Genomic DNA, 14,593 nt, shown 5'->3' on the forward strand with positions numbered 1-14,593 from the left:
CGGCATGCCGGCACATTTGCCCCGTCGCGCGCCCACCTGTGGCGAGCGCTTCGCCGTTCTCGATCCGGCAGTGGGCGAGGCCTTCGACGAGGCTCCCGATCAGCACCCGGACGAGTTGGACGCCGTTGTCGAGCGGGCCCACGAGGCCTGGCGCGGCTGGCGGGCCGATCCCGTCGCCCGCACCACCGCGTTGCTCGTGGCAGCCGACGCCGTGGAGGCGGCCGGGGCCGACCTCGCTCCGCTGCTCACCCGTGAACAGGGCAAACCGCTGGCCGAGTCGTACGCGGAGATCGCCCGTGCGGCGGCCCGCCTGCGCTACTTCGCCGAGCTGGACCCCGGGCCCCAGCCGATCGCAGACGGTCGGCCGGTACGCGGCGAGATCCGCTGGCGACCGCTCGGGCCCGTCGCCGCGATCGTCCCGTGGAATTTTCCCCTCCAGCTCGCGTCGGCGAAGTTCGCGCCCGCGCTCGCCGCAGGCAACACGGTGGTGCTCAAGCCCTCCCCGTTCACGCCCCTCGCCACGCGGCTGCTGGGGTCCGTCATCTCCACCGCGCTCCCCGAGGACGTACTGACGATCGTCACCGGTCGCGAACCTCTCGGCGCCCGACTCGCGTCCCATCCGGGGATCCGCCACGTGACCTTCACCGGTTCGATGCGCACCGGACGGGCCGTCGCGGAGGGCGCGGCGGCCTCGCTCGCCCGGGTCACCCTGGAGCTGGGCGGTAACGACGCTGCCATCCTGCTGGAGGACGTGGATGTGGAGCGGATCGCGGACCGGTTGTTCTGGGCGGCGTTCCGCAACTGCGGGCAGGTCTGCATGGCGGTCAAGCGCGTCTACGCCCCGGCCCGGCTCTACGCCCAGGTGGTCGAGGCCCTGGCACAGCGCGCGAAGACCGCCGTCGTCGGAGCCGGGCTCGACCCGGGATCGCAGCTGGGGCCGGTCAACAACGCCCCCCAACTGGCCCGGGTCGAGCGCTACACGACCCAGGCCCTGGCAGCCGGTGCCAGAGCCGTGGCCGGTGGCCACCGGCTGGACCGACCGGGCTACTTCTTCGCCCCGACGATCCTGGCCGATGTCCCCTCCGATTGCCCGGTGGTGACGGAGGAGCAGTTCGGTCCGGTCCTGCCGGTGCTTCCGTACGGGAGCCTCGACGAAGCCGTCGAGGCGGCCAACGGCACCGGCTTCGGGCTGGGCGGCTCGGTATGGGGGACCGACCTCGACCGGGCCGAGGCGGTGGTCGACCGGCTGGAGTGCGGGACGGCGTGGATCAACCACCACGCCGAACTGTCCCTCGCCCAGCCCTTCGCGGGCATCAAGGAGAGCGGCGTCGGCGTCGCGGGCGGGCCGTGGGGGCTCTACGGGAACCTCAGGCCGTTCGTCGTGCACCGTCCGGAGGAGGCGTGACGATGAGGTTCGGTGCGGCGGTACTGCGCTCTTACCAGAGCCGATTCGCCGTCGAGGAAGTGATCCTGAACGCGGGGCCGGCCGATGGCGAGATCCTGGTCAGGATCGCGGGCTGTGGGATGTGCCGGACCGATCTCGCGGTCCGGCGTTCGGCGGGCCGCTCACCGCTGCCAGCGGTGCTCGGCCACGAGGGGGCCGGGGTCGTGGTGGAGACGGGCGGCCCGGACACCGGCCTGAGCGTCGGCGACCATATCGTGCTGAGCTTCGACTCCTGCGGACGCTGCCGGAACTGCATGGGCGCGGCCCCCGCCTACTGTGACTCCTTCGCGTCGCTCAACCTCTTCGGAGGGCGCAAGGAGAACGCGGCGCGGTTCACCGACGCGGCCGGGGACGAATTGGCTCCCCGGTGGTTCGGCCAGTCCTCCTTCGCCGAGTACGCGATGGTCCCGGCCCGCAACGCCGTCCGGGTCGATCCCTCGCTGCCCATCGAACTGCTCGGACCGCTCGGCTGCGGCTTCCTCACCGGCGCCGGAGCGGTCTTCAACTCCTTCGGCGTCGGCCCCGGCGACACCATCGCGGTCTTCGGCGCGGGAGCGGTGGGCCTGGCCGCGGTGATGGCGGCCACCGCCGCCGGGGCAGTGACCGTGGCCGTCGACCGGCACCCCGAACGGCTGGCCCTCGCCGAGCGGCTCCGCGCGATCCCTCTGCACGCTGCATCGACCGGCCTGCCCGACCGCATTCAGCGACTGACCGACGGCGGCGCGCAGTACGCGCTGGACACCACGGGCTCCGCCCAGCTGATCAACGACGCGCTCCGGGCCCTGCGCCCGACCGGCCACCTCGGCCTGGTGGCACGGCTCCACACCGCGCTGCCGCTCGAACCGGGGGCACTGGACCGGGGCCGCAGGATCTCCCACATCTGCGAGGGGGACGCGGTGCCGGGACTGCTGATTCCGCGGCTGACCGGGCTGTGGCAGGCCGGGTGTTTTCCTTTCGACCAGCTGATCCGTACGTACCCGCTCGCCGACATCAACGAGGCCGAACGCGACTGCGACGCGGGCCGCGTGGTCAAACCCGTCCTGGTTCCGCAGGGGAGGGACGATGGGCGAGGCGTTTCAACACCGCTGCCTGTCTGATGGGCCGCCACCTGGCGGGCAGTCATGGACACCGCACCCTCGCGCCAAGGGAGGACACATGGTCGGCACAGCGCATCGGAACACCGGTGTGGAAGGCGTGGAAGGGGGTGTCGGTCTGACCGCTCTCATGGTCGCCGCGGCACGGGCGATCGAGACCCACCGCCACGACAGCCTGGCACGGGACGTGTACGCAGAGCACTTCGTGCTCGCCGCACCGGCGTCCGCAGGCTGGCCGGTCCGCATACAACAGGTTCCGGACGGGGACGCGAACCCGCTGTGGGGGCGATTCGCGCGTTACTTCGGTCTGCGGACGAGGGTCCTCGACGACTTTCTCCTCCAGTCGGTGCACGCGGGGGGCGCCCGCCAAGTGGTCCTGCTCGGAGCGGGGTTGGATTCGCGGGCGTTCCGTCTCGATTGGCCTTGCGGCTGTGTGATCTTCGAGGTCGACCGGGAAGGCGTGCTGGCGTTCAAGCGCAAGGTGCTCGGCGGACTGTCGGCCACCCCGAAGGCAGCGCGCGTACCGATCCCGATCGATCTGCGCGCCGACTGGGTCGGAGCGCTGACCGACGCCGGCTTCGACGCGGCCGCACCGAGCGTCTGGCTGGCCGAGGGGTTGCTGTTCTACCTGCCAGGCGCCGCCGAGACGTACCTCATCGACACGGTGGACCGGTTGAGCACGGGGGGAAGCGCCCTGGCGTTCGAGGTCAAGCTCGACAAGGACTTGCTGGAGTTCAGCGACAGCCCGCTCTACACCTCGACGAAACACCAGATCGGCATCGACCTGCTCAACCTGTTCGATGGCGAGCCGCGGCCCGACTCCGCAGGTGATCTGGCGGGCAAGGGCTGGTCCACATCGGTCCACACCCCCTTCGACTTCACCCGCCGGCACGGACGCGGCCCGCTGCCCGAGCCGAGCGACGCGCTGGCGGGCAACCGGTGGGTCTTCGCGAACAAGCCACGGCCGTAACGCGCCGTCAAGCCTGACGGGCTCGGAATGTGCGGCCCCGGGGCCGTAGCCGACCGGCGTTCACTGGGGGACCGGCGTTCACCGGGGGTGACCGCGGTGAACGTTCCCTTGTGCGCTTCGGCCAGGCGGCGCACGATGACCAGCCCGAGGGGTGAGCCGCACGATCGCCATGGAGGCCGTGGCCGACGTCCTTCCCGCCACCGTGTACCCGCGGCTCCCCGGGCTGGTGCAAGTCAGTCGGCCATCCGATGCTCTGGCCGCCAAGCGGGCGGCGGACAGCACGTTTTCCTAGGACTGTCGGGGGTGGCACTGCTGCTTGGCGGCATCGGAGACACCAACACCATGTAGTACATCTCAGTCCTCGAACGGCGCAGTGAGATCGGCCTTCGGCGTGCGATGGGGGCCAACCGCAGACAGATTCGAGCCCAGTTCATGACCGAATCCGTGGTGCTCTCGTTGCTCGGCGGTGTGGCAGGAACAGTGATGGGCGCTCTGGCCACGGTCGCCTACGTGACGTATCAGGGCTGGCCACTGGCGATCCCGCTGACCGCCCTCGCCATGGGCCCGGGCGGGGCGACAGCCATCGGCGTCCTGGCCGGGGTGTACCCCTCCGTACGTGCCGCCCGCCTGGCACCTACCGAGGCGCTGAGCACCGGGTGATCCGCTCCACGACCAGCTCCATCGACCCTGACACCGTTCCTAGCCATGTCCCACGTGGCCCGGCGCGTCCCATTCCCGCATTCCAGGCTCCCTGGATCGCTCCTGGTCAGGGCCCGTTTTCCGTCCCAGCGTATTCAATTGCCGGTCCTTCGTAGCGGCTGGGATGGATCACCCAACAGACTCCGGTCATCCAGCACCCCCCACTGCACCACAGAAGGGCACACCACCCACATGTCCAGTGTCCGGGACACCCGTACCCGCCTGCTGACCGCCACCGCAGCCGCCGCGATCGCCGCTCTCTCCCTGACCGCGTGCAGCGACGGATCGGGGGAGTCTGATGAGGGCTCGTCGGCAGGTGGCTCCCCGGCTGGCTCCTCGATCGGCTCCTCTTCTCGCTCGTCCTCCGGCTCGTCCTCCGGCTCGTCCCCCGGTAAAGATGTGAGTTCCGGCGGCGCCGGCGCGAGTGGCAACAAGGCCGTTGCCTGCAAGAGTTCCAGCATCAAGACGGTTGCGTCCCCGGTGAATCGCCCGGTGAACCACATGCTGCTGACGGTCACCAACACCGGCAGCGTCCCCTGCGACCTCTACGGCTACCCGGCCGCCCGCTTCGGCGAGGCCCAGTCGGTGCCGCCGGTCGACGAGGATTCCAAGCCGCAGGCCGTCGTCACGCTCGCGCCGGGCGAGTCCGGCTACGCGGCTGTGAATCTTTCGGCCACTGACGGCAGTGGCACGAACGGCCACACCGTGAAGTCCCTCGCCGTCACCTTCCAGGATCGCGCCGGGAAGAACACCTCCTGGGTCGCTCACCCGTCTCTGCCCGCCGAGGGCGTCTACGTGGATGACTCCCTGAGCGTCACGTACTGGCAGCAGTCGATGGACAACGCCCTCAGCTGGTAACACCACCGCCGCCGCGCACCGCCGCGCATCGGCTCACTTGGCGACGTCATGCCGCTTGTGGACGGAGAAGGAGAAGAGTTGATGAATGTTATGGCGACGGAGAATCGCCCTGTGGGAGGGATGAGCGAGCGGCGGCGTACGCGGCTGCGGCTGGAGATCTCCCGGGAGGCGGCGCGCCTGTTCTGGAAGCAGGGCGTGGCCGCGACCAGCGGCGACCAGATCGCCGATGCGGTGGGGTTGTCCACGCGCACCATCTGGCGCCACTTCCGCAGCAAGGAAGCATGCGCCGAGCCGATCGTCATGCAGGGCGTCGTCACCTTGATGAGCGTGCTGCACAGCTGGCCGAAGGACAGTTCCCTCGAAGATCACCTGGCGGGGGAACTGGTCCGGCTCCAGTACGAGATGCGGCCGGTCGATCTGGCTGATGAGATGCTGGCGATGAAGATGATCCGGCTCGCCGACACCGAACCGGCGCTGCGCACGGCCTGGCTGATGGCCTGTGATCAGACCGAACAGCAGATGCGCGTGATCATCGGCGACCGGCTGGGGCGTCCGGCTGGTGATCTGGAGGTGCGGCTGCACGCCGCGGCCACCGCCGCGGTGGTGCGGGTGCTGGACGAGCAGATCGGCGTCGCCTTCCTCGCCGGCACCGGCACCGGCACCGGCACCGGCGCCGACACCAGCACCGGCACCGGCACCGGCACCGGCGCCACGGAACTGACCGAGGTGAAGGCCGCCGCCCGGCGGTTCGCCCACGCGATCCGCACGGCGACTGGCGGGGCCGTCGGCGACCCCATCGCCTGACCAAACAGAGCTCATCATGGGCGAGCAGGCGCGCTGCGGCACTGCGGATGCCCACCACAGCGTGCGGCCTCACCCCCTTCCCCGGGGTCTGGGCCCTGGGGATCGAGACGCCCGCCTCCTGGCCGACGCGCGGCGGCGGCTCGTTTCGTTACTGCTTGTCGCGCACGGCGAGCCGTTTGGCGATCTGGGTCTTGACCGTCTCGTGCAGCTCGTCTGACGTGAAGCCGAGGTTGCGCAGGATCTGCGCGGCGGGGCTCTCCTCGGCGCGGATCAGGCCTAGCAGCGTGTGTTCCGTGCCGACCCAGTCGTGGCCGAGGTCGGCCGACGCGCGGTGTGCCTGCTCGATGGCCTCCTTGCTCTCCGGCCGGAACGGGATGTGACCTCGCAGCGCCTTCTGTCCGGCCGGCGGCATCGCTTCCTCGATCGCGTCGCGGATGCGTTGCTCAGACTCGGTTTTCGCCATCAGCACCTCGTACGCCAGGCCCTGCGGTTCGCCGAGCAGACCGAGCAGGATGTGTTCGGTGCCGATGAAGTCGTGCTTGTGGGTTCGGGCGGCCTCCTGTGCCAGCACGATGCTGTGCCGGTTCAGGTTGGTGAACCGGTCAAATGCGGCGGGCGTGTGGCGTTGCTGGGCGGCCTGTTTGGACACTCCGATGGCGTCGCCGATCTCGGTCCACGACGCGCCGGTCCGCTTGGCCTTGCTGACGTAGTGGTCGATGAGCTGGTCACCGAGGTCGGACAGGGTCTGGGCACGAAGTCGCGCCTCGCTGATGCGGGCCAGTTCGTCGGCGTCGGAAAGTTCCTCATCGAGACGGGCGATCAGGTCAGCGAGGCTGATGTCGAGTGGGCTCATGCGTCAATCGTAAGTTGACGATAGCTGGCCGTCAACTTGTAATTGACGCTCGTTTCAGGTGCGCTCCCCGCACGCTGTGTCTTTCTGGCCGCCGCCCGGTCAAGCGCAGTCAGACGCGTGGGTGTCCTGGCTTTGGATCTCTGCGGCGGCGCGGTGCAACTCGGCGAGGACGGTTCGGACGGCCCGTCGTGCGGTGCGTTCCGGTCGGTGGAGGACGTCGATGTGGCGTCGGGCGTGGACTGCGCCCAGCGGCCGCAGGACGAGGTTCGGGTGCTCGCGGGCTGTCCAGCGTGGCATCAGCGCCAAGCCGCCGCCGGCGGCTACGGCCTCGGCGACCACAGCGAATTCGTTGATGCGGTGGGCGATGTCGAGGCGGCGGTTGGCGACACTGGCGATGGCTTCGATGGTGGACATGAGCGGGAAGCCGTCATGGACGGTGATCCAGGGCTGGTCGGCCACGTCATGTGGGAAGAGCAGCGTTTTGGAGGCCAGCGGGTGGCCGGTCGGCAGGGCGACATCGAGCGGCTCTCGCAGCAGGGTGCTGGCGGTGACGGTGCGTGGCCAGGGTGGGCCGTGGTCGAGGCGGTGGGCGAGAACGAGGTCGTAGTCACGGGTGAGGGCGGGGAAGCGGTCCTGGGCGACATCTTCGTCGGCGAGAGCCAGTCGTGGGTGGCTCGGACCGGCGAGGCTGCGCAGCAGCAGGGGGAAGAACGCGGAGGCCGCGCTGTGGAACGCCGCCAGCGAGACGTCGCCGTCGGGCTGCTCGGCGAAGTCGGCGATGGTGTGTCGCGCCCGGGCCAGGGCCGTCTCCACCTCGATGGCCGCGCGGGCCAGGGCTTGCCCGGCCTCGGTCAGCACGACCCGGCGCCCGGCGCGCTCGGTGAGCGGGACGGGGATGGAGCGCTGCAACAGGCGCAACTGCTGGGAGATGGCGGAAGGCGTCACGTGCAGTGCATTGGCGACCGCACTGACACTGCCCAGTTCTCCCAGTTCCCGCAGGATCTGAAGTTGCCGCTCATCCATGCGGACAGTGTAGGGCAGCTACAGCTTTGCTTTAGAAGCTGGTGATTGTCTTCAACATCCTGGTGGTGCAGCGTGGGCGTATGCCCGTTGCACGCCGTACCGATGTAGCGCTGTTCCTGATCGCGCTGGTCTGGGGTTCCAGCTACCTGGCGGCCAAGACGGCCACCGGCGCGCTCCCGGTTACCACCGTGCTGTTCGCCCGGTACGCGATCTCCGCGCTCGCGTGCGGAGCCTTGGTCGTCTCCCGTCGCCGGGCGCGCCGCTGGACTCGCGCAGAGGTCCGCGCCGGGTCGCTGCTGGGGGTTACGCAGGCAGCCGTTCTGGTACTGGAGACCTACGGGGTCGCGCACACCAGCGCCGCGAACGCCGGGTTGATCATCAGCCTGACCATTGTGCTGACGCCGCTGCTTGACCGGACCGCGAGCAGCCGCAGGCTGCCCTGGACGTTCTTCGTCGCCGCCGGCCTGTGCGTGCTGGCCGTCGGGCTGCTCACCTCCAGCAGTGGACTGCACGCCCTACGGCTCGGCGACGCCCTGGTGCTCGCCGCCGCGGTTGTACGGGCCGGGCATGTCGCGCTCGTCGGACGGCTCACCGCCCGCAGCCCCATGGATCCGCTCCACCTGACGACCGCGCAGACAGTCGTCGGCTCGGCGTTGTTCCTGGTGCCCGCCCTCATCCACCTGCCCGACCTTGCCCACAGCAGCGCCACCACATGGTCGCAGCTGATCTATCTCGCCCTGTTCTGCAGTGTGTTCGCTTTCCTCGTCCAGACCTGGGCCGTGCAACGCACCTCCGCCAGCCGGGCCACCCTGCTGCTGGGCACCGAACCGATCTGGGCCGTCGCGATCGGGATCAGTTTCGGCAACGAACGGCTCACCGTGTGGGCCTCCCTCGGTGCCGTGCTCATGATCGCCGGAACGTACTGGGGCCAGGCCATCGAACGCACCCATCGCACCGCCACCGCCACCGGCACCGGCACCGGCACCGGCACCGGCAAAACTCTGGAAGAGGACAGAACGTGCCCTACCCCGACACCTACCAGCGTCTGATCGCCCTGTTCGACACCACCCAGACCCCCTATCGGCTCATCGACCATGAACCGGACGGCACGACGGAATCGGTCAGTGCCCTGCGCGGTCACCCCGTGTCCCACGCAGCCAAGTGCATCATCCTCAGAGTCAAGATCGACCGGCGCACCACCCGCCACGTGCTCGCGGTCGTCCCCGGCGACCGGCGCGTCGACCTGGACGCCGTCCGCCGGCTGTTCGATGCCCGCTACGTCGGATTCAGCGACGCGGCGACCGCCGAACGACTGGCCCACGCCGTCCCGGGCACGGTCCTGCCCTTCTCGTTCGATCCCGATCTGGAACTCGTCGCCGACCCTGAGATCGTCACCCGTCCACAGCTCTACTTCAATGCCGCCCGCCTCAACCGTTCCGCCGTCATCTCCGGCGGCGACTACGTACGGCTCGCCGACCCGCGGATCGAACGCATCGCTACCCCCGACGACGTCGGCGCCCAAGCACCCACACCGGTATGAGCGCTCGCTCGGGTGAAGGACTGCACGTGCTGCATCAGACCGGCCGACGGCCGAGGAAGATCCAGAAGACGATTACGGGCAGGACGAAGGCCGCGGTGACGGCGTTCAGCCCGCCGTAGCCAATCCAGTCCATGAGGGGCCCGGCCAGGCCGGCGCCCACCGCTGCGACGACGTTCATCGTGGTGTCCGTGGTGCCCTGCACTCCGGGCCGGAGAACGCCCACGAGGACCCAGGAGCACCCCACCCGCAGCGCTTCGGCCAGACCGTCGCGGACGCGGGCACCATCCCGCGGTGCCGGACGGGGTCATGCGCCCCGCCCGGCCTTCCTCACCCCCAGAAGCAGGCACGACGATGAGCACATCGCCCGCCCACAACCGCACCCCGGCCCGCATCCGTGCACTCATCGAGGAGTTCAGCCGCCTCCCGAGGGCACCTTTGTGCCTGCCAAAACAGTCGAGACCAGATCGCCGACTACACCCCGGCCGAGATCGCCGACATCTTCCGCTATCAGACACCGACGACGGCCAGCGCGCCGTATCCGGCAACCGCGACGAGAAGCGTGGACAAAGCCCCCAGGGCAAGACCTCGTCTTCCCGCGCGAAGCAGTGCGCCGATCTTGACGCCGCTGCCCAGACCGAACAGGGCGGCGGCGAAGAGCAGCGTGGTGCCGACTTTGGCCACGGACAGCGCGGTCGACGGCACGATACCGCTGCTGCGAACCAGCATCATGACCAGGAAACCGAGGACGAACAGCGGAACGATCGCCGGGCGTTTCCCCGTCGAGGCCCCGCCTTGCCGGCGCTGCACGATGCTGACGCCGGCGACCATCGGGGCGAGCAGGACGACCCTGGTCAGCTTGATGACGACCGCGATGGCAACCGCCCCGCCGCCCGCCGGTGAGGCAGCCGCAACCACCTGGGCGACTTCGTGAACGGAAAGTCCTGCCCAGGACCCGAGGTGCTCAGGACTCATTCCCAGCGCCTGGCCGACGAACGGTACGAGCGCAATCGCGGCGCTTCCGTAAAGGGTCACCAGAGTGACAGCGGTCGCTACGTCCTCTCTATCGCTTTCGGTGACACTGTCCATTGCCGCGATCGCCGACGCCCCGCAGATGGAGAATCCTGTCGCCACCATCAGCGCGAGCCCCTTCGACACTCGGATCAGCCGACCGAGCAGGAGTGTTCCGAAGAAGGCCACAAACACGGTGACCACGACCGCCAGCACCTTGCCCGCGCCGAGCCCGCAGACCTCGCCGAGCCCGAGCTGGAGGCCGAGCAGAACGACGCCGAGCCGCAGAAACTTCTTCGTCACCCAGCCCAGACCTTCCTGCGTCTTCGCCGGAAGACGACCTCCCACGGCGACCCCGAGCACCACCGCGACGGTAAGCGCGCTCACCGCAGGCACCAGCTCGTTGAGAGAGAACGCGGTAGCCGTGCCGATAGCCGCCATGAGCAGCCCCGGGCCCAGCGAACGAACCGGCCTGGCAGTGGCTGTGGAACTCCCGACAAGGTGTCTTGGTTTGATCATGATTTGATCGTCGTCGTGCTGCGCGGAGCGCGGTACCGGTCAACAACTTGGGACGTCATACCCGGAGTGCATGACAGAGCGGCTGGACACCAGGTCAGTGCACCTGCTTGGGACAGCACGGCGGATTGACGGGCGTGGTCGCCAACGACGGGGCGGACATCTTCGCGTCACGGGCGCGACCACAGCCGTGGTTGTCGTACTGAGATCGCGAGAAGGTCATAGCCAAGAGGTATGACTGCTGGTCTGACCTGAGCCATACCCTGGAGCTATGAGCCAGTTGCCGGATCTGGAATCGCTGCGCTTGCTCGTCCTTGTCGGCGACGTGGGGAGTCTGAGCAGGGCGGCGGCGCAGCTCGGTCTCGCTCAGCCGTCGGCCAGCAAACGGCTGTCCACACTGGAGCGCAGGCTCGGCCTGGTGCTGGTGGAGCGGACGCGGCGCGGATCACAGCTCACCGATGCGGGTCGGGCCGTGGCGGGCTGGGCCCAGCAGGTTCTCCAGGACTTGGACGGTCTGCTCACCGGCGCGGAGGCGTTGCGCACCAAGCGGGACGCCGAGTTGCGGGTCGCGGCGAGCATGACTGTGGCCGAGTACTTGGTGCCGGGTTGGCTCGGCGAACTGCGCCGGATGCGGCCGGAGCTGTACGTGGGTCTCCAGGTGACCAACAGCGAGCACGTCCCCGAGTTGTTGCGCAGTGGAGCGGTGGATGTCGGCTTCATAGAGTCACCGCAGGCTCCAGCCGGATTGCCTGCTCGGCGGGTCGCCTATGACCGTCTGCTCGTGGTGGTTGCGCCGGGGCACCCCTGGGCGCGCCGCCGTCGCCCGCTGGGCGTCGCCGAGCTTGCCGCCGCGCCGCTGGTTCTCCGTGAACAAGGATCGGGCACACGCGAAACTCTGGACCAGGCGCTGCGCCGGGCGGGGGCGGCTGAGCCCCGGCCCCTGCTGGAGCTGGGGTCGGCGACCGCCGTGCGAAACGCCGTGATCGCCGGGACCGGCCCGGCAGTGATCAGCGAACTCGCTGTGCGAACGGACCTCGCCGATCGCCGCCTGGTAGCGGTTGAGGTCGAGGGCATCAAACTGCACCGTGTCCTGCGCGCCGTATGGGCATCGGAACGCCCCCTGGTCGGCCCTGCTGCTGAACTCCTTGCCGTGACCAGGCGACACAGACCAGACGTCGCCGCCACGGGCGTCACCCCGCGATGAGCGCGCGCGACGAGGCGACCCCGCGGACGACCGCCACTACCGGCCGGGACTGCAGCGACCACAGCGCTGACGTGGGAACGGGCCCCTGGCCGAAGCCGGGTCCCTTTGGGGGCCGATAAATCATCCGCGCAGTTCATGCCGCGTGCTGGGCGGAGCCGTGCTGGCTCCCGCGGCGGGCGATGATCGGGCGGATGCTCAGTTCGTGCAGGTCGCGGCGGTAGGTGTCGTAGTCGTAGCCGCGGTCGGCGTACAGCGCGTCGGGACGCCGACGGGGATGCCCGCGCCTGCCCGCACAGCGGAACCGCGTGGACCAGGGGTATGAGCTGGGCGACATCGTGGCGGTTGCCGCCGGTCAGCGTGGCAGCGAGTGGGATGCCGTGCGCCTCGGTGATTACGTGGTGCTTGCTGCCGGTCCTGTATCTGCCGCAGGAGCTGACCCGCGAGTAGCAAGGCTGCGGCGGTGTCGCCAGGACGGGCCGAGAGCGCCGCACGCAACCAGGGCTCACCGGGCCAACTAGGTCGATGACCAGGGAGATCGGCCGCCTCCATATCCGCTGGGTCGCCAGGCGGCAGGTTGAGCAGGCGTCCCAGCTCGCGCGCGGCGGCTGGGTTGCCCGCCACCGCGCGGGCGCGTATCTGCGTCAGGAACTGTTCGGTGGCACAGCTTGGGACCATACCGGTCCGGTGAGTCCATGAACCGCCTTCGGTTCTTCGGAAGCTTCGGCCTGGGCGTCTACCGCTGGGCTGTCGAAGCCGCCTTCGCAGTCCGACCGGGTCGTTCAGAGTCATACCGTGACTCTAGAGCTTGAGTTCTACTCTCTGAGCTGGTCGCGTTCGGTAGATGCTGTCAGGTCGTTTGATGGTCTTGCCTGCGTCGTAGCGGGCTGCTGGCCGCTTGTTCTTGGAGCCGGGAGGTCGTCCGGGCCTGGCCGTGAGGGTTTGCCTCCGGCGGACTCTGGCGGAGGAGCGGGGGCTGGGTGTTGGCGGCGATGACGAGCCAGGTCCAGCGGTCGCAGGCCCCGGGGGTACGGAGCTTCGGACGGGCGGTGGATCGGAACCGTGTAGGGCCCTGCACGGGTGGCGTCAGTTCAGGCAGTTGCGGCCCGACGCCGTTTGGCCTCGTTCACGTACAGGGCAGGTGACCAAGGTCGCGCGAGCCATGCTCAAGACCTGTGGATCGAGCTCGGGGAGCGCGCGAAGGGCGTACCTTCCCGAGTGATCGACTGATGGTCATCGAGTAGCCCGGTGTTCGAGGGCGCCGGCGGATGCTCGCGGCGGCCCTGGAGGTCGAAGCCAACGCGTACATAGCCGAGCTGGCCGACCAGCGCGACGGCACCGGCCGACGGCTCGTGGTCCGCAACGGCTGCCGCCGGCTCAGGAAGGTCAGCACCGCGGCCGGGGTGGTCGAGGTGAAGGCCCCGCGGGTGAACGACAAGCGCGTCGATGAGGAGACAGGCGAGCGCAAGCGGTTCAGCTCGGCGATCCTGCCGCCGTGGTGCCGCAAGTCCCCGAAGATCAGTGAGGTGCTGCCGCTGCTCTACCTGCACGGCCTCTCCTCCGGGGACTTCGTCCCGGCCTTGGAGCAGTTCCTCGGCAGTGCGGCCGGGCTCTCGCCGACCACGGTCAACCGGCTCACCCAGCAGTGGCAGGCCGACCACGCCGCCTTCATGGACCGTGACCTGTCGCATGCCGACTACGTGTACGTGTGGGCCGACGGCATCCACCTCAACATCCGCCTGGAGGAGGCCAAAGCCTGCGTCCTGGTCCTCATCGGGGTCCGCGCCGATGGTTCCAAGGAACTGGTCGCCCTCACCGACGGCTACCGCGAATCGGCGGAATCGTGGGCTGACTTGATGCGCGACTGCGCCCGCCGGGGCATGCGCGCCCCGTCCTGGCGGTCGGTGACGGCGCTCTTGGCTTCTGGAAGGCCCTGGCCGAGGTGTTCCCCGCCACCCGCGAGCAGCGGTGCTGGGTTCATAAAACGGCCAACGTCCTCGACTCCATGTCGAAGTCCGCGCAGCCCGGAGCGAAGAAGGCGATCCAGGACATCTACAACGCCGAGGACCGACCACGCTGCGGCGGCGGTCAAGACGTTCGAGAAGCTCCTACGGCGCGAAGTTCCCCAAGGCCGTCAAGAAGATCACTGACGACCAGGAGCAACTGCTGGCGTTCTACGGCTTTCCCACCGAGCACTGGATTCACCTGCGCACCACGAACCCCATTGAGTCCACCTTCTCCACCGTCCGCCTGCGGACCAAGGTCACCCGCGGGGCCGGCTCCCGGACGGCCGCCCTGGCGATGGTCTTCAAGCTGGTGGAGTCCGCCCAGCATCGGTGGCGGGCCGTGAACGCGCCTCACCTGGTTGCTCTTGTCCGGGCAGGTGCCCGCTTCGAGCGCGGCCAGCTCGTCGAGCGTCCCACCGCCATGGCAGCATGACCGGCTTCAGCCAAGCCCCCAGGGAGGCATCCCTCATGTCCTACCTCGACAGCTAGGTTCCCTACTGGGATGCCGCCGCGGCCACGAAGGCGTTCACCCACCCGCTCCATCTGTCCCGGCTCGACGGGATCAGCAGGCACGCCG

General features: G+C 69.2%; 12 protein-coding genes and 4 pseudogenes. 10 read left to right on the forward strand and 6 right to left on the reverse strand.

The features are described from left to right. The first annotated feature begins 4 nt into the window (after positions 1–4). The 6 genes and pseudogenes from ACH4U7_RS10580 to ACH4U7_RS10605 all read left to right on the forward strand — a co-directional run bounded on the left by ACH4U7_RS10580 (position 5) and on the right by ACH4U7_RS10605 (position 5,869). Complete coding sequence (locus ACH4U7_RS10580) at positions 5–1,405, forward strand: aldehyde dehydrogenase family protein (RefSeq protein WP_398527588.1); 1,401 nt, start codon at positions 5–7, stop codon at positions 1,403–1,405. 2 nt (positions 1,406–1,407) lie between these two features. Beyond that, positions 1,408–2,541: an NAD(P)-dependent alcohol dehydrogenase gene (locus tag ACH4U7_RS10585; protein ID WP_398527589.1), complete on the forward strand. Its 1,134-nt coding sequence runs from the start codon at positions 1,408–1,410 to the stop codon at positions 2,539–2,541. 58 nt (positions 2,542–2,599) lie between these two features. Beyond that, a complete protein-coding gene (locus tag ACH4U7_RS10590; protein ID WP_398527590.1) occupies positions 2,600–3,508 on the forward strand; it encodes a class I SAM-dependent methyltransferase in 909 nt (302 codons plus the stop codon). A gap of 166 nt (positions 3,509–3,674) precedes the next feature. Beyond that, a pseudogene (locus tag ACH4U7_RS10595) lies at positions 3,675–4,168 on the forward strand (ABC transporter permease); the annotation flags it as partial. Between the two features lie 231 nt (positions 4,169–4,399). Further along, positions 4,400–5,065, forward strand: coding sequence for a DUF4232 domain-containing protein (locus ACH4U7_RS10600; protein WP_398527591.1), 666 nt, complete (start codon positions 4,400–4,402; stop codon positions 5,063–5,065). Between the two features lie 48 nt (positions 5,066–5,113). Then, positions 5,114–5,869 (forward strand): TetR/AcrR family transcriptional regulator, encoded by a 756-nt coding sequence (locus ACH4U7_RS10605; protein ID WP_398527592.1) that lies wholly within the window; start codon positions 5,114–5,116, stop codon positions 5,867–5,869. A 148-nt stretch (positions 5,870–6,017) separates the two neighbouring features. Here ACH4U7_RS10605 and ACH4U7_RS10610 read toward each other — a convergent pair whose 3' ends face one another. Together ACH4U7_RS10610 and ACH4U7_RS10615 are read right to left on the reverse strand one after the other, a co-directional pair. After that, positions 6,018–6,722 carry a Clp protease N-terminal domain-containing protein gene (locus ACH4U7_RS10610; protein WP_398527593.1) on the reverse strand — a complete coding sequence of 235 codons (705 nt, stop codon included), beginning with the start codon at positions 6,720–6,722 and terminating at the stop codon, positions 6,018–6,020. Positions 6,723–6,821: 99 nt separating this feature from the next. Then, the gene (locus ACH4U7_RS10615) at positions 6,822–7,745 is read right to left on the reverse strand and encodes a LysR family transcriptional regulator (RefSeq protein WP_398527594.1); all 924 of its coding nucleotides are present in this window, start codon (positions 7,743–7,745) and stop codon (positions 6,822–6,824) included. An 80-nt stretch (positions 7,746–7,825) separates the two neighbouring features. Here ACH4U7_RS10615 and ACH4U7_RS10620 point away from each other — a divergent pair, with 80 nt between their 5' ends. Then, complete coding sequence (locus ACH4U7_RS10620; protein WP_398527595.1) at positions 7,826–8,794, forward strand: DMT family transporter; 969 nt, start codon at positions 7,826–7,828, stop codon at positions 8,792–8,794. Continuing rightward, on the forward strand, positions 8,764–9,285 hold the full coding sequence (locus tag ACH4U7_RS10625; protein ID WP_398527596.1) for a YbaK/EbsC family protein: 522 nt from the start codon (positions 8,764–8,766) through the stop codon (positions 9,283–9,285). Before ACH4U7_RS10620 ends, ACH4U7_RS10625 begins: the two co-directional genes overlap by 31 nt. A 34-nt stretch (positions 9,286–9,319) precedes the next feature. Here the strand turns inward: ACH4U7_RS10625 and ACH4U7_RS10630 are convergent, their stop codons facing one another. Then, entirely contained in the window at positions 9,320–9,463 is a 144-nt protein-coding gene (locus tag ACH4U7_RS10630) for a hypothetical protein (RefSeq protein WP_398527597.1), read from the reverse strand. 329 nt (positions 9,464–9,792) lie between these two features. Beyond that, positions 9,793–10,734 carry a YeiH family protein gene (locus ACH4U7_RS10635; RefSeq protein WP_398527598.1) on the reverse strand — a complete coding sequence of 314 codons (942 nt, stop codon included), beginning with the start codon at positions 10,732–10,734 and terminating at the stop codon, positions 9,793–9,795. Between the two features lie 346 nt (positions 10,735–11,080). Between ACH4U7_RS10635 and ACH4U7_RS10640 the strand changes: the two genes are divergently transcribed. Beyond that, positions 11,081–12,013 (forward strand): LysR family transcriptional regulator, encoded by a 933-nt coding sequence (locus tag ACH4U7_RS10640; RefSeq protein ID WP_398527599.1) that lies wholly within the window; start codon positions 11,081–11,083, stop codon positions 12,011–12,013. Positions 12,014–12,164: 151 nt separating this feature from the next. Here the strand turns inward: ACH4U7_RS10640 and ACH4U7_RS10645 are convergent. Then, a pseudogene (locus tag ACH4U7_RS10645) lies at positions 12,165–12,447 on the reverse strand (transposase); the annotation flags it as partial. A 364-nt stretch (positions 12,448–12,811) separates the two neighbouring features. Further along, positions 12,812–13,055 (reverse strand): annotated as a pseudogene (locus ACH4U7_RS10650) (transposase); the annotation flags it as partial. Positions 13,056–13,266: 211 nt separating this feature from the next. Between ACH4U7_RS10650 and ACH4U7_RS10655 the strand changes: the two are divergent. Then, positions 13,267–14,449: pseudogene (locus ACH4U7_RS10655) on the forward strand (IS256 family transposase); the annotation flags it as partial. Positions 14,450–14,593: the final 144 nt, after the last annotated feature.

The sequence above is a fragment of the Streptomyces sp. NPDC020845 genome (assembly GCF_044334165.1).
Taxonomy (GTDB): Bacteria; Actinomycetota; Actinomycetes; order Streptomycetales; family Streptomycetaceae; genus Streptomyces.